This window comes from Nitrospira moscoviensis, assembly GCF_001273775.1.
GTDB classification, from domain to species: domain Bacteria; phylum Nitrospirota; class Nitrospiria; order Nitrospirales; family Nitrospiraceae; genus Nitrospira_D; species Nitrospira_D moscoviensis.
Window position 1 is genome coordinate 4,289,749 of sequence record NZ_CP011801.1, and the last position, 20,884, is coordinate 4,310,632.

Below are 20,884 nucleotides of genomic sequence, written 5' to 3' on the forward strand. Positions count from 1 at the left end.
GGGTGCGGCGTCCGTCAGCTCTGCCCACCGGAGCCCTCACGGGCATCCCGGGCGCAGCGGAAGCCCATCCAGTTCATCTTTGTGTTGGGATCGGTGCCGTTGCGCTGTGCGGCGCGGACGCTGGGGGTGCTGTCGATCCACCCGCCGCCGCGGAAACTTCGCTGCGTGCCGGTCTCGGGCCCCTTGGGATTCTTGTCGGGCGCCTTGCCGTAATACTTGGGGTCGTACCAATCGGCGACCCATTCGGCCACGTTGCCCGCCATCTGAAAGACCCCATAGGGACTCACCGCGTTGTCGTACTTATCGACCGAGATAATCGGCGGGTAGAGCAGCAACCGCTCGGGGCGATCCCGGACCGGCCCCGAGAGGCCCGTGCGTCCGAAGTTGGCGCGGGAAAGCCCGGCCATCTGATTGCCCCAGGGATAGATCCGCCCGTCGTCGCCGCGCGCCGCCTTCTCCCATTCGGCTTCAGTCGGCAGCCGTTTGCCGGCCCACTTGCAATACGCATCGGCGTCGAACCAGGACACATGCATGACCGGATGGCTGACCATGGTCTCCTGGAAATTCCCGCCGTCATATTGCCAGTCGATCAACGGATCCCGACTCGTGGCCAAGACGAACTTGAGGAACTGCACCGTCGTGACCTCATACTTATCGATGTCATAGGCGTCCAAATAGACGGTGCGCTGCGGGAACTCGGGTTGATAGGCGTTTTTGTCCACCTTCCTGTCGCTGCCCATCAGGAACGGGCCGGCGGGAATGCGCACCATCTCGTCGTGGGCCGGCAGCTTCACGCGCTCGGCGGCGAGTTGCTTTCCTTCTGCAGTCCACTCCCGGGTGACGTCGGCGACATCCAGCGCGTAAACCAATCCACCCACTCCCAACAGCCCTGCGATGACGGCACTTGTAATACCACTTCCCCGTCGCACGTTCCGGCCTCCTTGTGAGTTACATTCCCTGGTTCTGAGGTTCCGCAGTGGGATCCTTGTCGAACTCCTCGAGCGGCCGGAAGTTCACCGGCAGCTGGAAGAGGTAGTCCGACACGGGCCGCATCTTCACATGCTGATACTCCAGGATCCAGCTCCCGTCCTTCTTCGCCAACTTCATCGGAAAATGAATATCGGTCGCCACCCACTGGTAATAGACCTCCGTCTGTTCGCCCTGTTTGGTCGTGACTTCGTACAAGATCGTCGGATGCCCTTCGCGCGTTTCCTGGCCGATTTCCTCCCGGGACACTTCGCCGTGCAGCTTCTCGGTGACAAACAACTCCTGCTCGGCGGTATAGGGCACGGTCTTGAAATGCTTCATGCGGGACAAGAGCAGCCACACCACCTGCTTGTCCTTCCGCACGATGCTGACGTTCACCGGCCCCATGGCATGGTGCTCGATCCGCCACCTGTCGTCCCGGTAGTAGACGACGGACTTGGCGGTCCGGCCGTCCATCTTCATCACGCGGTCCGCCGTGAACTCCAATGCCCGAGCCGGCACGGCGATGCTGAGCACCACGGTGAGGAAGAACGCTGCGATCGTTCGAGACATAGCCGTCCAATGTACCAAGCTCGGGGGCCTCAACGCTAGATCACATCGCCAGGACGGCGGCGCCTTGGAAGGAGCCCGCCTTGAGGGCGCGCAACGCCTGGTTGGCCTGCTCCAGCGGAAAACGCACCGTATGGGGTGTGATGGGAATGGCGGCCGCCTCGCGCAACAACTCCAATGCGTCCTCCCGCGTGTTGGCGGTCACGCTGCGGAGCACGCGCTCCCCGAACAGATGGCGGCCGTAGTCGAGCGAGGGAATCGGCGACAGATGGATGCCGGCCACGGCGAGGGTGCCACCGCGGTCCAACGCCTCCAAGGCGTGAGGAACCAGATCGCCAGCCGGTGCAAACAGGATGGCCGCGTCCAATTTGTCCGGCGGACGATCCTTGGCGCCGCCGACCCAGCGGGCGCCGAGCCGCCTCGCCAGCGCCTGATGTTCCGCTTTCAGCGAGCTGACGTAGACGTCGCATTTCCAGTGACGGGCGATTTGGATCGCGATATGCGCCGACGCCCCGAAGCCGTAGAGGCCGAGCCGCTGCCCCGGCTGGACGCCGCTGAGCCGCAGCGCGCGATACCCGATGATGCCGGCGCACAGGAGCGGCGCCGCGTCGTCGTCGGAAAAAATCGAGGGGATGGGATAGGCAAAACGCGCCGGGACGACCGCATACTCCGCGTAGCCGCCGTCGACGTGATAGCCGGTGAACCGCGCCTGCAGACAGAGATTCTCCCGGCCGGTCGCGCAGAACCGGCATTGTCCGCAGGTCCCCTGCAGCCAGGCGATCCCCACGCGCTCACCCGCCTGCAGACCCTTCACGTCCGGGCCGAGGCGCGCGACGGTTCCCACGGCCTGATGGCCCGGAATGAGCGGCAGCTGGACGTCCGGCAGTTCGCCCTCCACCACATGCAGATCCGTCCGGCACACGCCGCAGACATGGATCTTCACCAAGACCTGACCAGGGCCGGGAACCGGCACAGTACGCTCGCACAACTCCAGCTGGTCGCCGGACACGTCGCCCGTCCGGCTGAGAACCATGGCTCTCATGGATTTGGTCTATCTGGTCTATCTGGTCTATCTGGTCTGTCTCGTCTGTTCGCACCAGATAGACGAGATAGACCAGACAGACCTTTCACCATTCACCCATCACTCATCACTGCTTTTTGGACTTGATGCACTCGATATCCAATCTGATATGGACGTCGTCGCCGACGACGAGGCCGCCGCTGTCGAGCGTCTTGTTCCACACCATGCCGAAGTCTTTCCGGTTGAGCGTGCCCTCCCCGCTGAAGCCGGCCCGCTGGTTGCCCCACGGATCTTTCGTCACGCCGTTGAAGTTGCCGACGAGCAGGATTTCTTTCGTGATGCCGCGCAAGGTGAGATCGCCGACCGCGGCATACCTGTCGCCTTGTTTCTTGTAGCTCTTCATCTTGTAGGTCATGGTGGGAAACTTTTCCGTGTCGAAAAAGTCGGCGTTGCGCAGATGCGCGTCGCGCTTCTCCTGGTTCGTGTTGACGGACGCCGTGTTGATCGTCGCTTCGATGGCCTTGAACGTCTTGGCCTCCGGGTCCATCTCCACGAATCCGCTGTAGTCCATGAACCGCCCGGCCGTTTTGGACACCACCATATGGGCCACGCGGAACTCGATGATCGAGTGATCGGGATCCACATCCCAGCGTGACGTTTCGGCGGCCGCCAGCGTGAACGACCCGGCGGCCAGCACGCAGGCCGCCACCCCGGAGCACACGACGCCTCCCCGCTTCATGAAGCTCCCTCCTGTGCGATTCATAGGCCCCTTGCCCGATTCATTTCTTTGGTGTGACGGTGCCTTTGGGCGGGCCGGCCGGCTGAGCGTTCCCGACCGATCGCGTCTCTTGCGCGCCCAATTTCGGCCCGGTCCTCATGCGGACGTGGACATCCACCGGGTCCGTCCCGATGTCCTCCGGAAACGGAGGAAAGGGCTGGGCGTGGACGACGGCGAAGATCCCCGCCTCGTCGATCTCGCGGGCGCCGGAGCCCTTTTCGATTTCGATCAACTGCGCCCGCCCGCTGGGATAGAGGCGAAACCGGACACGGACCGTCTCGCTGGAGGGGGAGTGCCGCACGCGCCGCGCGGTCCGGCTCCAGCTGCGGCTGACCAGCAGGCTGACCTGCTGCCAATAGGCCCGCCCCTGCCCCGGCGCGGGCAGCGGCAACAAGTCCTCTTCGACCATACGGCCGCTCGCCATCGGTTCCACGTCCGGTTGGACTTCCTCCTGTTGGCTTGCCTCCGCCGGAGCGGGCTCCTCTCCTCCGGCCGATCCGGCCGTTTCCATGTCACCGTCCTGGTCCTGCCGCCCGAGCGTCACGTAGACAATGCGGGTCATCACGCGCTCCAGCTTGTCCTGTTGCGAGCGCGCGAAGGTCACCTGCACGCGGGCGACCTTGGGAGTCACGGAGAGTTTGCCGTGGGGAATCGGCTGCAAGGTCGCCGTCCCCTTGACGGCCGTCGACTCAGCATCCGGCTCCAGCATCACCACCTGGCGCGCGAAGAGCACGGACTCGCAGACCGCCACCAGCGGGCTGATACCCGGGGCCACGCCGCCGACGGTCATGGTGAGTTGGACCGGCTGGCCGACCGGCAGCTCACCGGACGCGTCGAGATTCTGGAGATCGAACCGCACCCAGCGTTTGGCGGAGACCGGGGATGCCGAACCGGCGGAAGCGGGCGCGGAAGGACTCGCGAGCGCGGGATCCGGAAGCCCTCCGAGCAGACCGGCGATCGCGAGGAGCAGGCTCAAGCCGACGCGGACCATGCAGGCCATCCTACCGATCCCCATTCGGCCTCCGCAACCCGATTTTGATCGATGAATCGGCGTGATCGTCCGGCGGGAATCGGCTAGAATGCCGTATGCGCGCGCTCGTCAAAACCGCCGCCGCGCCGGGGCTCACCGCCACGGCCTGGCCGGACCCGACGCCGGGCCCGCGGGACGTGGTCGTCAAAGTTGCCGCCACGTCGCTGTGCGGCACGGACGCGCATATCTACCGGTGGGACGACTGGGCGCAGCACCGCATCCATCCACCCAGAATCATCGGGCACGAAATGGCGGGCACCGTGGTCGAGGTCGGCCGGGAAGTGTCCCTCGTCTCCGCCGGCGACTATGTGGCGGCGGAATCGCATTTGACCTGCGGCCGCTGTTTTCAATGCCGCACCGGACAGGCGCACGTCTGCCGAAACTACACGATCCTGGGGATCGACCGAGACGGATCCTTCGCGGACTATGTCGCCCTGCCTGAAGAAGTGCTGTGGCGCACGGCGCCCGACATTCCGCCGGAGTATGCCTGCGTGCAGGAGCCGCTCGGCAATGCGGTCGACGCGGCGCTGGCCGAAGACCTCACCGGGCAGTCGGTCCTGATCACCGGCTGCGGTCCGACCGGCTTGTTCGCCGCGGCCGTGGCCCGGGTCGCGGGCGCGGCGGTCATCATCGCGTCGGACATCAGCGACTATCGCCTCGGCTTGGCGAAGCAAGTGGGGGCCGACCATACGATCAACGCCAAGGCGGATACGGCGGAGGCGATGGCAGCGGCCATCCGCGACATCACCGCCGGCGAAGGCGTGGACGCGGCGCTGGAGATGTCCGGCGATCCGGCCGCGCTGCATCAGGCGTTTCGCGCCGTCAAGAATGGCGGGCGCGTCACGCTGTTCGGGATCCCGACCGGCTCCGTCTGCTTCGATCTGCCGAATGAGATCATTTTCAAAGGCATCCGGGTCTACGGCGTCACGGGGCGGCGGTTGTTCGGCACCTGGTACCGCCTGGCCGGCCTCTTCAAGGCCGGGCTGAACGTGCGCCCGGTCGTGACGCACAGTTTTCCGATGAGCGAGTTTGCGGAAGGGTTCGAGTTGATTCAGTCCGGGCGGTGCGGGAAAGTGGTGCTGTTCCCGTAATCAGGCGCTGAAAAAGGTCTCCACCTTCGTTCTCGGCTCGCACGGATCCTCAACGTACCCCAGAGGGTACGCCTCCGGTCCGTGCGTCGCCTGCGGCCTCGTTGGATGACCTTTTTGAGCACCTGCAAAATGAGCACGGGATAGATCAGCCGATGGCCTACACTTCCCTCAAGAAAATCCTCGAGGCGCAGCTGGCGGACATTCGTTCAGCCGGCCTCTACAAGCGCGAGCGGCGGTTGCTCGGGCCCCAGGGGCCGGAAGTGCAGGTCGCCCAAGGCACGGTGCTGAATCTCTGCGCCAACAACTATCTGGGCCTCGCCAATCATCCGGAGATCCGCCAGGCCGCTGCAGAGGGACTCGACCGGTACGGCTACGGCATGGCCTCGGTGCGGTTCATCTGCGGCACGCAGGAGCTGCACACACAGTTGGAGCAGGCGATCAGGACGTTTCTGCGGACCGACGACGCGATTCTTTACAGTTCCTGCTTCGACGCGAACGGCGGCTTGTTCGAAGTCCTGCTCGACGAGCGCGACGCGGTCATCAGCGACGCGCTGAACCACGCCAGCGTCATCGACGGCATCCGGCTCTGCAAGGCCGCCCGCCTCCGCTACGCCCACGGCGACATGGCGGACTTGGAAGCGAAGTTGAACCAAGCCGCCTCCGCCCGCCTGCGGCTGATCGCCACCGACGGCGTATTCTCCATGGACGGCGATCTCGCCAGGCTGGACCGGATCGTGGAATTGGCCGATCGCTACGACGCGATCGTGATGGTGGACGACAGCCATGCCACCGGCGTGTTGGGACCGAACGGCCGGGGCACGCCCGCCCATTTCGGCGTGGCCGATCGTGTGGACATCGTGACCAGCACGCTGGGCAAAACCTTGGGCGGGGCCGCCGGCGGATTCACGGCGGGACGCGCCGAAATCGTCGAATTGCTCCGGCAGCGGTCCCGGCCCTATCTGTTTTCCAACGCCCTCCCGCCCGTCATCGCGGCGGCCGCGCTGCGTGCCGTCACGCTGGTCGAACACGGCGACGCGCTTCGGGCCAGGCTCCGGGACAATGCGGCCTTTTTCCGCGCGCAGCTCGGCTCATTGGGATTCACCCTCGTGCCGGGCGATCATCCCATCATCCCCGTCATGTTGGGCGACGCGGCGCTGGCGGCGCGCATGGCCGACCGGTTGTTGGAGGAAGGCATTTATGTAGTCGGTTTCAGCTATCCGGTGGTGCCGAAGGGCCAGGCGAGAATCCGCGTGCAGATGTCGGCGGCTCATACCAGCACGCAGTTGGAGCGGGCGGTGGCGGCGTTTGCCGCGATCGGGCGGGAAGCCGGCGTTATTTCTTAGGCGGCTCGGACGGTTTCAGCCCGCTGACTTTGGCTGTGGGGCGCTCATCCGGCCGGTCGTCCTCCGGCGCGTGACCCGGCGCAGCCTGAGAAGAGGAGACAAGCCGGGACGAGGCCCACGGCGACCAATGTCCCACCGCCAGGAGCGAGAGGACTCCGCCGAGAGCCGCCACCGCCACGGTCGCCCCGATCCATCGCCAGTTCGCCGCCACCTCTTGCTTCAGTTTGAAGGCGATCCGTCTCCAGCATCGGCGCTTGACCATCGGAACGAGGACCGTGGACCGCCGGATCGCCGCTCCCTCGCCCGATTCGTTCACCGCCGCCAGCCCGACGAGATTGCCCGCGCCGTCGACCAAGGGAATCTGCCGGATCCGGCTCGCGAGCATGCGCTGCAGGAGCGGCTCATCCGATTCGTCCACGCTCATGGTCACGATCGGGGTCGTCATCACGCGGCTGACCGGATTCGTCCTGGACTCCAACCCTTCGCCGAGGACGCGCGTGGCGAGATCGCGATCCGTCACGATGCCGACCGGCTGGTGATCGCGCACGACGACGATCACGCCCACGTGCCGCCAGGTCATCAAGCGCGCCGCATCGTACACCGAAATGGTCGGCGGCGCCGTATGGACGGAGGAAGGAAATCCGGGGCTCTGTCCGAACACGGGCGTGTGCATGGCGAATGGGAGCGGACCGGGTCTGCTCTCCCGGTCGCCCCTCTTTATCGGCGAAGTGCGGAGAAACTGAAGGGGGAAGGGACTATTCCCGGATCGCTTTCGCGCGCGTCTGCAGGTAGGCGTTGCGGACGGCGGTGTACAGGTCGAGCGTGGCTTCTTCCACGCCCTGGAACTTTTCCAGATTGAGCGAGCGGTCGTTGACGATCTCATACGTGCGACCGCTTAACTGGACGACCGTCGTGGTGGTGCGATTCTTGTGCGCGATCACCGACGGCACGCCGTCGACCTCGATGATCGGCGCCACCAGCCAGTTGATCGGGTTCAAAAAAATGTCGCCCGCGTAGCCGAGGAGATCGCGCGCCGTAAACGGAGGAAGCAGCGGCAGCACGATATACGGCCCGGGTCCGACCCCGTAAAAGCCCAGCGTCTGGCCCGTGTCCTCTTCGGGCGTTCTCAGATCCAGATGTTGCGCGACGTCGATGAAGCCGCCGATCCCGGCCGTCGTATTGACGAGAAACCGGCCGGCTTCAATCCCCGCGCCCTTGAGCTTGCCCTGAAAAATGTTGTTGAAGAAGCGCGGCGGGAACCGGAGATTGTAGAAGAAGTTTCGCACGCCGACCTGCACGGGGTTCGGCACGACGAAGTTGTAGCCCTTGGCGACCGGCTTCAAGATCCACCGGTCCACCTGCCGGTTGAACTCGAAGATTTTCGTGTTGAGCGGTTCCCAGGGATCATATTCCTCCAGGCCCTCTTCACCCGGCTTGGCGAACGGATCGAAGTCCTCCGGCGGCGCGCCAGTCTCGGCGGTCGGCGTCTCTTGCGGGACCGGTCTCGTGCCCAACGCCGGCGGATGCAGCGACGCGTCGTTCGCGGCGCTGCGCTGGCCGGCGCAGCCGGTGAGCCACAGCAGGCCGGCCAGAAGGATCATCCCGTACATCATTCCCCTGTCATCGGTCGCTCTCGTCCCCGACTTGATCGTCATGCCATCGCCTCGTCTCTCATGTCGTTGGGCCCGGCCTTGATCGAAAGACGCCGCACTGTACCAAATGTCCGGCGAATCGCCAACTTGTTCTTGCGTTTGATTTGAGAAGGATCCGTCTTAACGACCGAGGCTGTCTCGAATGAACTCGGTGATGCGCCGGAAGTATGGGCCTCCGCCGGCTTGATACGTGTCGTTATGGTCAGCGCCGTGAATGACGTACCACTCTTTCGGCGGCTTCGCCGCCTCGAAGACTTGCCGGCCGAATTGAATCGGAATAATCCGGTCGCGATCGCCGTGGAGGATCAGCTTGGGCAGCGAGAGGTGGGGCAGTCGATCGATCAATCGATATTGCGCGCCCAGCAGCCAATGCACCGGCAAGCCGCCGTAGTAGTATCGCGCCACGGCTTCGACCGAAGGAAAGGGCGATTCGAGAATCAACGCCGCAGCCGGCCTTTGCACCGCCACTTCGGCTGCGACCGCGGCGCCCAGCGAGCGGCCGAAGAGAACCAGCCGTTCCGGCCGCACGAGTCTCTTCCGCGTCACATAGTCGTAGGCGCCCAGCGCGTCGTGATAGAGCCCGCTTTCGGTGGGACGGAGCGACTGGCTCCTCCCGTAGCCGCGGTAGTCGAACAGGAACACCGACAGGCCCAATTGATGGAGGTATCGAAGATTTTCCAGCCGGTGAATAATGTTGCCGCCGTTTCCATGACACCAGATCAGCACGGCGCTCGTCGCATGCGCCTCCGCGTACCAGCCGAACAGCCGCGCCCCATCGGCCGCCGGAAACCACACGTCTTCCAACGGCAGGCGACTGCTCCCGCGCCAATCCCGCTCTTCCCACGGCTCGGGATGGTAGACGAAAAGTTGGTCGAGGAGATTCATCGGTCAATTGCTCTCTCCTGCCGGCGATGGCGCCGCGAACGACGGGAGCGTCCTACAGCAGGGCTCAAACTCTTCGAGGGAGAGCCCCGACTGCTCGACAATTGAATCAAGCGTCCTCCGTTAGAGCTCCCTGTAATGGAAGGCACCGTCACTCGGAGAGCCGGCTTGTCGGGATGTTTGAGAATGTAATGACTGCCCGGCGTATGGTGGACAACAAATCCGGCTTTCGCCAGGGCGTGGAGAACTTCTTTGGGCTTGAGAGGTGGGAGCCGCGGACTCACGCGGCGTCAAGTCCAACGGTCAATTCCTCTTTGATGGGATCGAGACGAATCGGCTTATCAGGAGGAATAGGAAGGCCGTCCTTGCGCAAACTTTCCAGATACGCCCGAATGGCGTCCTGGGCCATGGCCCGAGCTTCCTCGAGTGACTGACCTTCCGTAACCAAGCCCGGCAAGGTGGGACAGGTCACCACATAGCCCCCCTCTTCGGCAGGCTCGAACAGGACCGTGTACCGATATTCATTCCCCTTCACCGCCAGCCCCCATCAAAATTTGCGGTAGTGTAGAAACGTCCGGAGACAATGTCAAACTCACAAGCACACCGGCCTCCAGCGGCAGCCGGCCGATCCCGCGCCGGTCCCGCTCTTCCACCGGCTCGGGATGTAGGCTAAGTGTTGATCGAGGAAATTCACGGGATGAGAGTACCCGAAAGGGCTTGAAGCGGAAAGATGTATGCGGCATGCCAAGACCTGCCGAGACAAGCGAGTTCAGAAGGAGATCCCGATCCCGCCGGAAACGATCTGAGTTCTGAAATCCAATTTCGTCGCGGGACTTCCCGTGCCAATTCCCTCGCTTTCCCACTTATAGTTGGCGGCAAAGTACTTGTATTCACCGAACAAGAAGATTCCTTTTGTCACATATGCACGGATACCACCGAGGAATTGATAAGCAAACGCTCCATCGGTCGATTTACCGGTCAATTGGCTTGATCCAGCCCGAATGTTGGCATCGCTCAGTTGTCCGGCTGACACTCCGATCCCTGTCCCGATGTAAGGCTGGATCACCTCTCCGGGATAGCGCGCAATGACATTGACCATAAAATTAATGACTGCCAGATCTCCCTGAGCCTGCGGCGCGGTGACGTTCCCCCCATGTCCGAAGACTTCCCCTTCGACACCCACCATTCCATTTGTGAACTTTGGGATGATTCCCGCCTTGAGACCAGCGCCGACGGAGCCCTTCACGTTAGTGTTTGGAACGGCTGTGCCGCCGACATCCAGATTCTCATCGATCGGTATGGTGCCTAAGATGGACAAGGCGCCATAAAATTCATTCTTCGCTTTCGGCGGGGAGGCGGATGTCGGCGTTGGTCCGCCGGCCGGGGGTGCTTCCGCCTGCGCGAACGCTGCCTGCACCAGTACCGCCATGAGCATCGTGGTACCGATAATCCGACGAGAACCGCTTTTCATACATTCCTCCTCGCCAAAGTTAAGAACCATGAAGTCTGTTAGGAAAACGCGCGATGTTACCACAGAGGCACATCTTGGGCCTAGGCCTAGAATGAAATACCTTGATGACGGACACTAAATGCCTTGCCATGGCGCATGATTTTCTTTATAAGGACTGTTCGCATTCCTCGACACGCGGGACATATGCCTGAACGGAAGGGAGGTCTATCGTGGGGATTTGGACGAAACTGGCTCTGCTGCTTTACGCTGCCTTGCTGTCCGGATGCTCGATCGCCATGGCGCTTAACGGCCATCCTGAACCGAATTTCGATGCCTTTGAAGTGGGGTCGACCAGAAAGCAGGCAGAAATTCAGCTAGGTACGCCCGCTTCATCGAAAGTCCTCGAGAACGGCAACAAGGAAGACACTTACAAGTACGAAATGGGAAATTCACCGAATGGTGCGAGGGCGACCCTCTATTTTTACTATGATCTGGCAACTATCGGTCTGGCGGAACCTATCTTCAGCCTCATTGAGGTCTTCCAAGGCCACGATGAAGAAACTCAGATCGTCTATGGTCCTGACGACCGAGTAGTAGAGATAAAGGGCTATCGCCCACCGCCTCCTTCCCCCGAACTCAAAGCCGCGGAGGAGGCACAGCAGCAGCTCATTAAGCGACCCCAACCCGAGATCAATGCCACCCCGGCCTCCGCACCTGCGTCTCAATGATGACGCTTGCGGCATTTGCGTGCCGGACTAAAAGAATGCTTGGATGCTCAGGACCACATCATCGTCATGGTCGCGGTGCTGGTATTCGACCCTGACGGTCCAATTCCGGGCCAGTGTGAAACGCGAGCCGACGAACCAGCGTAAGTCGTCGGACTTGTCTCCCAGGGGATACTTCAGATAGGTCCCCGTCGCCATGATCTTCCATCGATCCGTCAGGTCCGCCAGCATTCCGGCGGTTCCCCCCCCGCCGACGCGATGACGCTCGTCATAGGCGCCGCTGTAATTCGCTTCGGCTTCCCCGAACGCAAACCAGACCTCCCGTTTCAGCCAGCGCGATTCGACGGCGCCGCCGATGCCGCCGTTCACCACCCCGTTGCTGCACAGGCGGCAGTCGCGATAGCGGATGGTCTGCATGCCGACGTTGATCTTCCACGAGGGCGCATGGAAGACGGCGTCGATCGGCAGCAGGGAGATGACGTTGGCAAGCGTGGCCCGTTCGATCCGCGCCTGGTCGGCGCGGTTGTAACGGCGGAGGGCGATGGACGCGAGTTCGATCTGCGCGTCGGGGGTGTAGCCGATTTCCGGATCGAGGAGATCATGGTAGCCGGCCCGCACGGCGAGCTCTTCGAAGGTGTCGTTGTTCCGCCATCCGGCGCCGACCGACGCGCGGGACGTCTTGTGGCCCAATTCCGGTCGTTGGGCAAACGGCACGGCGGCGAACGGCTCGGACGGAATGCGAAGCCGGCTGCGGGCAGTCAGCACTTCCCGATTACGATCCTTCAGCTCGGTCGGCGGGGCATCGCTCGTATCGATGCGATACCGCAGATAGTCGGAGGCCAGATCGAGCAGGAACGCCTGTTTGGGCGGATCCAAGCGGGCAAATGCGGGTGACTGGATTTCGGCCGTGTCGTGCGCAATCCGTTGCGCCAACCGGCGCTCGCTCGCAGACAGCGTTTCGCGTTTTCTCCGGATGACGTTGCTGCGGGAGGGTCGATAGGCCACGTCGGCGACCAATCCGGGTTTGGAGGCGATCAGCCGCACCGTGTCGGCCGGCACGGTCCAGAAGAGAAATTCATCCGTCAGGTGCAGCGTCGGATCGGCATAATCGAGCAACGCCAGCAGATGATAGGAGCAATTCTCTTTGAAGAAGAAATAATCGAAATAGGCGTTGCCCAGTTCCCACGCGTGCATCAACAGCCGTCGCAATTGATCCGGCGTGAAGTTCAACCGGTATTCCCAGATGTCCCGATTTTCGATATCCCGGTACGTCTGCACTTTCAGGTAGTACGGAATGGTCGAAAAGTACCCGCGATAGCCGCCGAAAATGCCTTTGATGGGATAGGCGATCCCGGCGTCCGGCGGCACGTCGGCCGCGTAATTGATGGTGTAGGCGAGAATCCGCGTGAGCTCCGTCTGCCCCTTCTGATCCACGCGCAGCAAGGTATGGCCGAACATGGAGGCCGGGTTGTTCAAAAACGCCGAGGGGAAGATGAGCGTGATGGATTCGGCTTGGAATTCCTCATACCACCGTGTGAATCGATCGCACGCGAGCGGCGGGAGGCGCGCGGCGTCGAAATTCAACCGGGTCTTGAGCCAGTGGTAGCGGGCGACGAAGGCACATTGTGCGGGCTGCTGCGAGCGGCCAACGAGGTCGGTCGAAAAAAACTGTCTGAGCGTGGACTCGAGCTCGGCTTCAGGATCCGTCTTACCGGTGGGAGACAAAAAGAAGCCAGGATCGTCCTGCTCGCTTTCATAGCCGCCGAACAGGCCCGGCCGGTAATGCAGCAAGAGATGCCACTCCCGCTCATCGGCGAGCTTGTGCTCGCGGGCCTGGGCCACGAGTTGCGCCGCATAGTCATCCGCGCCGGACGCATCTCCGATGGTGAGCGCGACGATGAACGAGAGAGCGGATGCAACAAGCGCGGGAAACAGCCACAAAGGCGAGAGGACAAAACAAGGGCCCTGGCCTGCAGGCCAGGGCCCTTGACGATGCTTATCGGGACGAGACGCGCGCGAGGACGGGATGGCCGGCAATCGCATCATTGAGTGCCTTCACCAGGGCCACCGGAGACGTTTCACCCGCCTTCACTAATGACGTGTAGCGTTCCTGGGTCATGGCGAAGAATGCCGCGTGGTTCTCCGCCGGCACCCCCATCAACGACGCCAGTGAAGCCAGGTGCTCGCCCTGTCCCTGAGCCATCTCGGCGGAGAGGGCATCGAGATTCAGCGACGCGAACACGGTCGTTTTGTGCTCTGCCATGATCTTGCCGTCGTTGGTGCAGCCCGATGTTCCGGAGCTGATGCCGAAGGTCTGGCTGCCGAACGTGCCGTTCGTAGTCGCCATCAAGACTTGTGGCGCGATTTCCTTTTGGCCCTTGTAATCGCTCCAAGCCAGCTTCCCGAGTCCGCACCCCGGTCCGGTATCGGGATTGGCCGCCATCGCAAGGCCGGCTTGCAAGCCGAAGAGCACCGCCACAGAGCACAGAAGCACTTTCTTCGCCATAAGTCCTCCTCCTGATATGGTTAAGTATCAATGCTACCCAGGAGGCCGATTATAGCGCAGCCCGCATGATTTGTTGACACATTTTTTGCGCTCATGCATCACTGCGGTCAGCGATTCATCGTCACCTTTGTCAGGACCGGATGCGTCTCCATGACGTCCTGCATGGCCTGCAGCATAGCGATCGGCGTTATGTCCTCGGACTCAACTATCAAGGCGAACTTCTCCTGCACCAAGGAGAAGAACACGGGCTGCTCTTCATCCGGGACTCCGAGCAGCGTGGCCAATGCCGCAAGATGCTCTCCGCCCCCCTGGGCCATTTCTTGCTTGAGACTGTCAAACGCGCCGCTCGCGAGATTGATATGCTTGTTCTTCATGATCACGCCGTCATTGGTGCATCCTGATGTGCCGGAGGATATCCCGAACGTTTGACTGCCAAACGTTCCGTTGGTGGTGGCCATAAAGACCTGTGGTGCGATTTGTTTCTGCCCGCCGTAGTCGGACCAGGCCAATTTCCCCAGCCCGCATCCCGGCCCGTTGTCGGGGTTTCCGAGCGCAGCGGCGATGCCGGTCTGCGCCACGCCAAGAAGAATGACCAGGAACACGGTGCCCCGTACTCTCATGAATTGTCCCTCCTTTGTTTGATCCGGCTAGACGACTTGCTGTCCTTGGTAACCTTTACCGTACCGGACCTGCTTCTATTCCGCCAGAAATAACCCTCTGAACGAAGACCCTCCGCCCCGGATCGGTCAGGCAAGGAAATCAGGCGCGGTGTCACTCCGCCATGTAAAATAGTGAGCAGCCCTATCCCGCGCGGCAATGAAAACCGCCGCGGCCCCGCCGAGCCGGGGTTGAACAGGAGCGTGCCACCGTACCGCTCGATCGTCGGCCGGTGGCTGTGGCCGAAGACGCAGACGGCCGGCCGTGCACGATCCAGCCAGGCCCGGGCGTCTTTCGTCATCTGTCCCTTTTCATAGAGGACATGGCGCACGGCGATCGGGACGCCGCCGCGCCGCAGGAGCCGCTGCCGGGGGAAGCCGCTTTGTTCGTAGTCGTCGACGTTGCCGGACACGGCGACGACCGGCGCGATCTTGCGCAGGCGGCGCAGGACGAGCGGATCGCCGATGTCGCCCGCGTGCAGAATTTCCCGCACGCCCGCGAAGTGGGCTTCGACCGCCGGATCGTACAGGCCGTGCGTATCGGCGATCACGCCGATGCGGATTGCGCGGTCCCTCTTCATGGCTGCGGCTCCGGTTGCACGCCGAGCGTCGCCCGCATGTTCGCCCAATCGAAGGTAAAGGGCTCCGGGGTCGTCTTGGGCAGTGCGGCGAGCTCGGATTGCAATCGCTCCGCCCGCGCCCGGCTCATGGGATGCGTCGACAGCAGCTCGACGCGTCCTTCGTCCTTCTCGGACAGCCGCCGAAAAAACGTGATCATGCCGCGGGGATCGATCCGGGCCTTGTGGAGCAGCCGCAGACCGGTGAGGTCGGCCTCCGTTTCCTGCGCCCGGCCGAATTTGAGCGAGAGCAATTCCACGCCGACTTGCCGCATGAGACCGACGAGTCCCTGCTGATCGCCGACCACGATCGCGACGACGGTGAGAAGCCCGAGGTTCTTCACGATCCGCTCCAGCCCATGGCGTTGCAGCACGTGGTTCAGCTCGTGGCCCAGCACGCCCGCCACCTCCTCGCCGCTCTCGGCCTTCTTCATCAGTCCGGTAAAGACGACGACGTAGCCGCCTGGCAAGGCGAATGCGTTCACCACGTCGCTTTTCACCACCGTCACGGTGAAGTTGTAGGGGCTGTCGGGAATCTGTTCGGTGAGGCGCCGCGTCATTTCTTCGACGGCCGCGACGGCCGGGCCCTCCTTCATGACGTCGTGCCGCGCGAGGAAGTCCTGATAGGCCGACTCGCCCAGCTTCTGCTCCCATTCGACGGGAATGCGGTCCACCGCCAGCTCCACCAGCAGATCGGAGCCGAACCAGAGCCCGAAGACTACCGCCAGGATCGCCCCCCCGACGGCGGTCCAGACCATTCGCCGGCGATGCCGCACTTGCCGGACACGGTGCGCCGCCCGCTCGAACGGCAGACTCAGCTCATCCGGCGCCGCCTGCCGGAACGCGCGAATCAGCTCCGGACTCTTCAGATAGAGCGTCCGTTCGCCTCGCTCGGCTTTCCATGTGATGACGAGATGATCGTGATCCAGCCCGCCGGCCGACACGGTCAGGGCCGAAAAGGGCACCGTTTCAGATTCTCCGACGGGGTCCTCTGCCCCCAATGTCAGAGTCAGTCCGTGCCCTTCGACGTGCACGATACAAGGCGCGCCGCTGGCGGGAAAGTCGTCGCCGAAGCAGAGCGCGTTGGGTCTCATAGTAGAGGTAACGAGGGGTTTACTCAGAGACGGGGATGAATTGCCGGATCCAGTTGCCAAATCCGCCGGGATTGCGGCTTTGGATATAGACGACGCCGGGGCCGCGGAAGCGGCAGACGAGCCCTTCACCCGACGTGATGCTCGCGACCCAGCCGGAAGAGGCCTTCTCGATGCTGTACGACGTGGTGGCCGACCAGGCGACGAGGTGGCTGTTGTCCACGATGTATTCCTGCTCCGGCTTCAGCTCGATTTTGTGGATCGCCCCGAAGCTGTTCAACACCAGCGTGCCCTTGCCGCCGATTTTCAGGATGAACAATCCTTCGCCGCCCAACAAGCCTCGACTCAGGCTCTGCATCTTGCTCTCGATGGCGACCGCCTCGGCGCCGGCCAGGAAACCGTCCTTCTGCACCATGTATTCGTTCACGCCGTCGAGTTCGATGATGACGATTTCGCCCGGCACGGTCGGAGCCAGCAGGACTTCTCCCGGACCGCGAGTTGCGCGCAGCGTCTGGAAAAAAAACTTTTCTCCGGTGAGCAGCTTCCGCGATAGCGCGCCGAGAAACCCGCCTTCCATTTTGCTTTCAACGTCGATCGTCGGCGAGGACGCTACCATGGCCCCTGACTCGGCCTTGATGTGCTCCCCCGCCGCCAGCTCGATACGTACCATCGGAAAGGCGCCGGGATACAAAATCTCGCTTTTCATTTTCTTGTCATCTCCTCTCCCTCTTCTTGTCCCATCATAGAGCGGGTGGCGACGAGCACCGGCGTTCACGCGCCCGCAGCGGGGCCCTACACCGGGCGGGGTGCGAGGACGCGTGAACGCCGGTGCTCGTTGACAGGACCTGCGCTCATCCCGCCACCCACCCATACACCCGTCGGCTGGGCCCCGGCCCCTCTTCCAGGTAACTCATGCGTAGACGTCCCAGCACGTCCTGCGGCAGCTCATGCCGCTTGGCCTGCACATCAATGCCGAACACCCGCGCCGCATTCAATCCGAAAATCTGCTCCTTCACCTGGCGCGTGAGCGGTGGATAACGATGCTGCTCGACCAGCTGATCCGGAATGTGAAACCGCCGAAAAGCCTCGACTTGCCATTGCGGCGTGCCGTACCAAATGGAGTCCGTCCCCCACAAGACATGATCGGTCCCGAAGGCTTGTAGGATCCGTCCCAGCAGATGCGCGCAGACCGCGGGATGGAGCGTCACCAATTGGGCGAAGGTCGATCCGAGCTCCATATAGATGTTGCGGATGCCGGGTTCCCGCTGCTTCATGCGGCAGAATTCTGTGGTCCAGGGAATCTCGCCGGTCTCGGCAAAGACCGCTTCGATCGTCGCGGCGCTCTTGAAGCCCGAATGGTAGACGAGGAAGTCGAGGTCGGGAAAATCCTTGGCGGCCTGGATGAGATCCTTCGGATGGTTGTAGTCGGGCACCGGTCCCAGCGGCAGACCCTTGTGGACACAGACGCGCTTGACGTTGAGCTTCCGGGCCTGCTCCAGCATCGGATAGGCCACGGACTCATCGTCCATCCACCAGCCATGGTCGAATCCCTTGGGACAGGATCCGGTGTAGCACTTCCAGGCGTCGACGTTGAGGGTCTCGGCCTGCAGCGCCATGAAGTCCCGATCGGCTGCGCCGAGCTGCGGCGTCGCGAGCCCATGCGCCAGCATCCGTTGGGATCCGGCCAGACGGTTGATCTCGTCGCGGATGTGCGCCATCTCCTTCGGCGGCACGACGGCGTCCTGGGGATAGGGCCCGGGCGGGGTGCTGATGAGGCCGACGGCCGTCTCGCTGTCGAGGAACACCTCTTTGATGAAGTTGCGCCAGGACAGATCCTCGATCGTGCCGCGATCGGCGCTGAGCTTGGGATTCAGCCCGCTCTCGCGCGCGCGGCGCCTCAGCGAGAGCAACGCCTGTTTCGACACGGCGCCTTTCCGGTCCGCCTCGGCGTCCGCGGGATCGTACTGCGCGCTGACATAGTGCGTCTGCACGTCGAAGATAAAATAGGGCGCCCCCTGCTGCTCGGCGAAAGCGGCGGGCTCGAACAGCTCCACGCCGGCCACGTCGAAGAACCGCCCGAACACCGTATTCATCGCCATCAAGGCCGCCGCCATGCCGCCGGTGGTTTTTAAGAAGTCCCGGCGGGATAGGCCGCAACGCGCGGCGGCCTGCGCGGCCAGCGACGCCGCGACATGCTCGGCGTGGGCTTGACCCGCCGTTTGCCCGAACGGGGCGAATTCTTCGTTGGAGACGACACGCGTGGGGATGGCGCACGGACAGGTCGCTCCCTTCCGAGCCGACCGAAGATGCGAAGCTGGTGTTGGCGTAGACACAGGATACCCGCAGTCAAGACGTGCGGTGATTCTGTGGAAGAGGCCGCCCGGTGTCAAGGACCGGCATGGATCAGCGGCCCGGACGGAACGGGCGGTCGCGTTGCGGCATCTGATTGCTCGGTGCGCCGGACCCTTCCCCGCGGAAGCTGCGGCGGAACTGCCGGCGAAAGGTTTGGCGCTCGTCGGGGGTCATGTTCTTCCACCGCCGCCGCATCTCTTGACGTTCTTCGGGCGGCAGCGACCGGAACCAGCGCCGGGCATCGCGAATGGCTTCCCGCTGCTCCGGCGGGAGGTTCCGGAATCGCTGGAACCGCTCGCGCAGCTGTTGCTGCCGCTCCGGCGGGAGCTGCTTCCACTGTTGAAAGCGCTGCTTCGCTTGATCGCGCTCGTCCGGCGTCATCGCGGACCACTGCCGCGCGCCGTGGCGCAGCCGCTCCTGCCGCTCCGGCGGCAGTCGATCCCATTGTTGGTTGAATCGCTGCAAGAGGGCCTGCTCTTCTTGGGTGAGCTGTTCCCAGGGCACGCCTTGACTCTCCGTCTGCGCCCAGAGACACGCGGCGCCGCCCAGCCACACACTCATAGTCAGAATGATCAGCTTCATGGCATCACATCCCGCCGAGGATGACTCCGGTCGGACTGCCGAGGCCGGGCATCGTCTTGTGGACCGGTTGGCTGGCGGGTTCTCGCGCCTTCGTCCTTTGTCGCATCCTGGCTTCGCCCGCTACTTCCGATCCCGGGCGGATCGTCCAATTGAAAAGGATCGATCCAGCGCTCGTCTCCTACATGCCAGGAGCCCAAGAATTCCAGAAAGTCGGCATCCGGCGCAGGCATGGCGTCACGCGGCGCCGCTTCGGCCAACGAGACCGCTGCGGCCAGCAGGATCAACAGCTTGCTAGCCGGTGGTGTCGTCATCGGCCAACCAGTGGTAAAAGTCCAGATCCTCGGCGAGCTCGACGTTTTCGACCGACGTGATCAGCTCGAAATCCTCGAGCGGCACCGCGGCTTGACGCTCGGGAGCCGGCGGCGCGAGCCAGAGCACCAGCGCGAGCGCGGCCAGCGAGGCGGCCGCCAGTCCGCCGATCCACGCCGCCCGCCGTCCGCGCTTCGGGCGCCGCTCCAGCGCCACGACACGGGCGCGCTGCAGCTTGCGCGCAGCGGCGGCGTCGAGGTCCTCCACCGAACGATCGAGCACGGCCTTGGCCCGCGCAACGAATGCCTGCGCGTCTGGATGAAATTCGTGGCTCATGGCCAGTGACTTCCCAATCGTTTTCTCAAGGTTTGGACCGCCCGGAAGTAATGCGTCTTGACGCTGCCTTCGGAGCAGCCCATGGCCGCCGCCGTCTGGGCCACGTCCAGCTCTTCCCAGGCCCGCAGCAGAAACGCCTGCTGCTGCCGCAGCGGCAACGATCGCAGCGCCTCCTCGAGCGCCGCGGCCGCTTGTTTTGTTTTCACCTGATGCTCGACCGACGGGGTCGCCGTGTCCGCGATCGATTCCAGCGGATCGTCCGCCTCTTCGCTCTCATCGCCGCGCCCGAGCCACAACCGCCACCGGCTCCGGACTTTGGTCCGGCGGTACCAGTCGCGGATTTTCGACTGCAGGATGCGATGGAACAGCGGCGCCCACCCGGCTTCGCCGCATCCGGCATAGCGCTCGACCAGTTTCAGCATGGCATCCTGGACGAGATCGTGCGCGTCTTCTTCCTGCCCCGTGGCAATGAACGCCATGCGGAACGCGCGGCGTTCGACAGACGCGAGAAACCGGTCGAGGGCCCGACTGTCCTCCAGCGTGGAGCACCTCCTCGTCACAGGCACACGATGGTCCGGGACCAGTATGACCAGATCCATCGCCGACATGGCCTTTCCCTCACGTCTGCACCCGGACGAGGACGCCATGACCTGGCCGGGATTGTCGTGCCGCTTCCGCCGCCGGTCAAGCCGTTTTTCCGGCCACCCTCTCGCTGACCGCTACCGGTGAATAACGTGTGGGCCGCCGTCCTGTTGACAGATCGCACACAGCCACGGCGACGAAACGGACACCGAGAGCGCCATGCCCTAGGGATGTGAGCGCAGTCGGCCAGGTGAGTCCCTAGTATGGCAACCATGCGAGGATGCCTTCGAATACGGCTACAAATCGGCAGTGAATCCGGATCGGGGAGCGCCACATCGGAGGTCA

General features: G+C 63.2%; 25 protein-coding genes. 3 read left to right on the forward strand and 22 right to left on the reverse strand.

Annotation, left to right across the window (positions count from 1 at the left end):
• Positions 1 to 14: 14 nt before the first annotated feature.
• The 5 genes from NITMOv2_RS20875 to tolA form a co-directional block, all read right to left on the reverse strand.
• Entirely contained in the window at positions 15 to 929 is a 915-nt protein-coding gene (locus NITMOv2_RS20875; RefSeq protein WP_083448272.1) for a formylglycine-generating enzyme family protein, read from the reverse strand.
• A 19-nt stretch (positions 930 to 948) separates the two neighbouring features.
• Entirely contained in the window at positions 949 to 1,539 is a 591-nt protein-coding gene (locus NITMOv2_RS20880; RefSeq protein WP_053381693.1) for a hypothetical protein, read from the reverse strand.
• 40 nt (positions 1,540 to 1,579) lie between these two features.
• Positions 1,580 to 2,569, reverse strand: a complete 990-nt coding sequence (locus NITMOv2_RS20885) for a zinc-dependent alcohol dehydrogenase family protein (protein ID WP_238590414.1) — start codon at positions 2,567 to 2,569, stop codon at positions 1,580 to 1,582.
• Positions 2,570 to 2,684: 115 nt separating this feature from the next.
• Positions 2,685 to 3,296, reverse strand: coding sequence for a YceI family protein (locus tag NITMOv2_RS20890; RefSeq protein ID WP_053381695.1), 612 nt, complete (start codon positions 3,294 to 3,296; stop codon positions 2,685 to 2,687).
• Between the two features lie 40 nt (positions 3,297 to 3,336).
• Positions 3,337 to 4,326, reverse strand: coding sequence for a cell envelope integrity protein TolA (gene tolA / locus NITMOv2_RS20895; protein ID WP_053381696.1), 990 nt, complete (start codon positions 4,324 to 4,326; stop codon positions 3,337 to 3,339).
• Between the two features lie 95 nt (positions 4,327 to 4,421).
• On the opposite strand from tolA, the gene tdh reads away from it, so the two are divergent.
• Both tdh and NITMOv2_RS20905 read left to right on the forward strand, forming a co-directional pair.
• Positions 4,422 to 5,456 (forward strand): L-threonine 3-dehydrogenase, encoded by a 1,035-nt coding sequence (gene tdh, locus NITMOv2_RS20900; RefSeq protein WP_053381697.1) that lies wholly within the window; start codon positions 4,422 to 4,424, stop codon positions 5,454 to 5,456.
• A gap of 152 nt (positions 5,457 to 5,608) precedes the next feature.
• A complete protein-coding gene (locus NITMOv2_RS20905) occupies positions 5,609 to 6,799 on the forward strand; it encodes a glycine C-acetyltransferase (RefSeq protein ID WP_053381698.1) in 1,191 nt (396 codons plus the stop codon).
• On the opposite strand, the gene NITMOv2_RS20910 is transcribed toward NITMOv2_RS20905, so the two are convergent.
• The 6 genes from NITMOv2_RS20910 to NITMOv2_RS20930 all read right to left on the reverse strand — a co-directional run bounded on the left by NITMOv2_RS20910 (position 6,789) and on the right by NITMOv2_RS20930 (position 10,804).
• Entirely contained in the window at positions 6,789 to 7,472 is a 684-nt protein-coding gene (locus NITMOv2_RS20910; RefSeq protein WP_053381699.1) for a CBS domain-containing protein, read from the reverse strand. The genes NITMOv2_RS20905 and NITMOv2_RS20910 overlap by 11 nt on opposite strands.
• An 82-nt stretch (positions 7,473 to 7,554) precedes the next feature.
• Entirely contained in the window at positions 7,555 to 8,454 is a 900-nt protein-coding gene (locus NITMOv2_RS20915; RefSeq protein ID WP_053381700.1) for an MlaA family lipoprotein, read from the reverse strand.
• 117 nt (positions 8,455 to 8,571) lie between these two features.
• On the reverse strand, positions 8,572 to 9,336 hold the full coding sequence (locus tag NITMOv2_RS20920) for an alpha/beta hydrolase (RefSeq protein WP_053381701.1): 765 nt from the start codon (positions 9,334 to 9,336) through the stop codon (positions 8,572 to 8,574).
• Positions 9,333 to 9,617 carry a type II toxin-antitoxin system HicA family toxin gene (locus NITMOv2_RS25230; RefSeq protein WP_083448275.1) on the reverse strand — a complete coding sequence of 95 codons (285 nt, stop codon included), beginning with the start codon at positions 9,615 to 9,617 and terminating at the stop codon, positions 9,333 to 9,335. Before NITMOv2_RS25230 ends, NITMOv2_RS20920 begins: the two co-directional genes overlap by 4 nt.
• A complete protein-coding gene (locus tag NITMOv2_RS20925) occupies positions 9,614 to 9,868 on the reverse strand; it encodes a type II toxin-antitoxin system HicB family antitoxin (RefSeq protein WP_053381702.1) in 255 nt (84 codons plus the stop codon). The genes NITMOv2_RS25230 and NITMOv2_RS20925 overlap by 4 nt, the downstream gene beginning before the upstream one ends.
• A 234-nt stretch (positions 9,869 to 10,102) precedes the next feature.
• Complete coding sequence (locus NITMOv2_RS20930; RefSeq protein ID WP_053381703.1) at positions 10,103 to 10,804, reverse strand: outer membrane protein; 702 nt, start codon at positions 10,802 to 10,804, stop codon at positions 10,103 to 10,105.
• Positions 10,805 to 11,013: 209 nt separating this feature from the next.
• Between NITMOv2_RS20930 and NITMOv2_RS20935 the strand changes: the two genes are divergently transcribed.
• Positions 11,014 to 11,511 (forward strand): hypothetical protein, encoded by a 498-nt coding sequence (locus NITMOv2_RS20935; RefSeq protein ID WP_053381704.1) that lies wholly within the window; start codon positions 11,014 to 11,016, stop codon positions 11,509 to 11,511.
• A gap of 27 nt (positions 11,512 to 11,538) precedes the next feature.
• On the opposite strand, the gene NITMOv2_RS20940 is transcribed toward NITMOv2_RS20935, so the two are convergent.
• The 11 genes from NITMOv2_RS20940 to NITMOv2_RS20990 form a co-directional block, all read right to left on the reverse strand.
• Positions 11,539 to 13,449 carry an Lnb N-terminal periplasmic domain-containing protein gene (locus NITMOv2_RS20940; RefSeq protein ID WP_238590415.1) on the reverse strand — a complete coding sequence of 637 codons (1,911 nt, stop codon included), beginning with the start codon at positions 13,447 to 13,449 and terminating at the stop codon, positions 11,539 to 11,541.
• Positions 13,450 to 13,504: 55 nt separating this feature from the next.
• Positions 13,505 to 14,014, reverse strand: a complete 510-nt coding sequence (locus NITMOv2_RS20945) for a DUF3015 domain-containing protein (protein WP_053381705.1) — start codon at positions 14,012 to 14,014, stop codon at positions 13,505 to 13,507.
• 107 nt (positions 14,015 to 14,121) lie between these two features.
• Positions 14,122 to 14,634: a DUF3015 domain-containing protein gene (locus NITMOv2_RS20950; protein ID WP_053381706.1), complete on the reverse strand. Its 513-nt coding sequence runs from the start codon at positions 14,632 to 14,634 to the stop codon at positions 14,122 to 14,124.
• Complete coding sequence (locus NITMOv2_RS20955; protein ID WP_053381707.1) at positions 14,631 to 15,251, reverse strand: metallophosphoesterase family protein; 621 nt, start codon at positions 15,249 to 15,251, stop codon at positions 14,631 to 14,633. The genes NITMOv2_RS20950 and NITMOv2_RS20955 overlap by 4 nt, the downstream gene beginning before the upstream one ends.
• Positions 15,248 to 16,381, reverse strand: coding sequence for a M48 family metallopeptidase (locus NITMOv2_RS20960; protein WP_053381708.1), 1,134 nt, complete (start codon positions 16,379 to 16,381; stop codon positions 15,248 to 15,250). The genes NITMOv2_RS20955 and NITMOv2_RS20960 overlap by 4 nt, the downstream gene beginning before the upstream one ends.
• A 19-nt stretch (positions 16,382 to 16,400) precedes the next feature.
• The gene (locus NITMOv2_RS20965) at positions 16,401 to 17,084 is read right to left on the reverse strand and encodes a TIGR00266 family protein (RefSeq protein WP_053381709.1); all 684 of its coding nucleotides are present in this window, start codon (positions 17,082 to 17,084) and stop codon (positions 16,401 to 16,403) included.
• 145 nt (positions 17,085 to 17,229) lie between these two features.
• On the reverse strand, positions 17,230 to 18,711 hold the full coding sequence (locus tag NITMOv2_RS20970; RefSeq protein WP_145976464.1) for an amidohydrolase family protein: 1,482 nt from the start codon (positions 18,709 to 18,711) through the stop codon (positions 17,230 to 17,232).
• A 70-nt stretch (positions 18,712 to 18,781) separates the two neighbouring features.
• Positions 18,782 to 19,312: a DUF3106 domain-containing protein gene (locus NITMOv2_RS20975; RefSeq protein ID WP_053381711.1), complete on the reverse strand. Its 531-nt coding sequence runs from the start codon at positions 19,310 to 19,312 to the stop codon at positions 18,782 to 18,784.
• The gene (locus NITMOv2_RS20980) at positions 19,309 to 19,623 is read right to left on the reverse strand and encodes a hypothetical protein (RefSeq protein WP_053381712.1); all 315 of its coding nucleotides are present in this window, start codon (positions 19,621 to 19,623) and stop codon (positions 19,309 to 19,311) included. The genes NITMOv2_RS20975 and NITMOv2_RS20980 overlap by 4 nt, the downstream gene beginning before the upstream one ends.
• Positions 19,604 to 19,957 carry a hypothetical protein gene (locus NITMOv2_RS20985; RefSeq protein ID WP_053381713.1) on the reverse strand — a complete coding sequence of 118 codons (354 nt, stop codon included), beginning with the start codon at positions 19,955 to 19,957 and terminating at the stop codon, positions 19,604 to 19,606. Before NITMOv2_RS20985 ends, NITMOv2_RS20980 begins: the two co-directional genes overlap by 20 nt.
• On the reverse strand, positions 19,954 to 20,556 hold the full coding sequence (locus tag NITMOv2_RS20990; RefSeq protein WP_053382188.1) for an RNA polymerase sigma factor: 603 nt from the start codon (positions 20,554 to 20,556) through the stop codon (positions 19,954 to 19,956). Before NITMOv2_RS20990 ends, NITMOv2_RS20985 begins: the two co-directional genes overlap by 4 nt.
• Positions 20,557 to 20,884: the final 328 nt, after the last annotated feature.

Bases quoted from the DNA above. Each gene is read 5' to 3' on its own strand.
- NITMOv2_RS20960 (WP_053381708.1), bottom strand. From the start codon at position 16,381: ATGAGACCCAACGCGCTCTGCTTCGGCGACGACTTTCCCGCCAGCGGC.
- NITMOv2_RS20985 (WP_053381713.1), bottom strand. From the start codon at position 19,957: ATGAGCCACGAATTTCATCCAGACGCGCAGGCATTCGTTGCGCGGGCC.
- NITMOv2_RS20980 (WP_053381712.1), bottom strand. From the start codon at position 19,623: ATGACGACACCACCGGCTAGCAAGCTGTTGATCCTGCTGGCCGCAGCG.
- NITMOv2_RS20905 (WP_053381698.1), top strand. From the start codon at position 5,609: ATGGCCTACACTTCCCTCAAGAAAATCCTCGAGGCGCAGCTGGCGGAC.
- NITMOv2_RS20975 (WP_053381711.1), bottom strand. From the start codon at position 19,312: ATGAAGCTGATCATTCTGACTATGAGTGTGTGGCTGGGCGGCGCCGCG.
- NITMOv2_RS20930 (WP_053381703.1), bottom strand. From the start codon at position 10,804: ATGAAAAGCGGTTCTCGTCGGATTATCGGTACCACGATGCTCATGGCG.
- NITMOv2_RS20910 (WP_053381699.1), bottom strand. From the start codon at position 7,472: ATGCACACGCCCGTGTTCGGACAGAGCCCCGGATTTCCTTCCTCCGTC.
- NITMOv2_RS20890 (WP_053381695.1), bottom strand. From the start codon at position 3,296: ATGAAGCGGGGAGGCGTCGTGTGCTCCGGGGTGGCGGCCTGCGTGCTG.
- NITMOv2_RS20880 (WP_053381693.1), bottom strand. From the start codon at position 1,539: ATGTCTCGAACGATCGCAGCGTTCTTCCTCACCGTGGTGCTCAGCATC.
- tolA (WP_053381696.1), bottom strand. From the start codon at position 4,326: ATGGTCCGCGTCGGCTTGAGCCTGCTCCTCGCGATCGCCGGTCTGCTC.
- NITMOv2_RS20945 (WP_053381705.1), bottom strand. From the start codon at position 14,014: ATGGCGAAGAAAGTGCTTCTGTGCTCTGTGGCGGTGCTCTTCGGCTTG.
- NITMOv2_RS20915 (WP_053381700.1), bottom strand. From the start codon at position 8,454: ATGACGATCAAGTCGGGGACGAGAGCGACCGATGACAGGGGAATGATG.
- NITMOv2_RS20955 (WP_053381707.1), bottom strand. From the start codon at position 15,251: ATGAAGAGGGACCGCGCAATCCGCATCGGCGTGATCGCCGATACGCAC.
- NITMOv2_RS20920 (WP_053381701.1), bottom strand. From the start codon at position 9,336: ATGAATCTCCTCGACCAACTTTTCGTCTACCATCCCGAGCCGTGGGAA.
- NITMOv2_RS20965 (WP_053381709.1), bottom strand. From the start codon at position 17,084: ATGAAAAGCGAGATTTTGTATCCCGGCGCCTTTCCGATGGTACGTATC.
- NITMOv2_RS20950 (WP_053381706.1), bottom strand. From the start codon at position 14,634: ATGAGAGTACGGGGCACCGTGTTCCTGGTCATTCTTCTTGGCGTGGCG.
- tdh (WP_053381697.1), top strand. From the start codon at position 4,422: ATGCGCGCGCTCGTCAAAACCGCCGCCGCGCCGGGGCTCACCGCCACG.
- NITMOv2_RS20990 (WP_053382188.1), bottom strand. From the start codon at position 20,556: ATGGATCTGGTCATACTGGTCCCGGACCATCGTGTGCCTGTGACGAGG.
- NITMOv2_RS20885 (WP_238590414.1), bottom strand. From the start codon at position 2,569: ATGGTTCTCAGCCGGACGGGCGACGTGTCCGGCGACCAGCTGGAGTTG.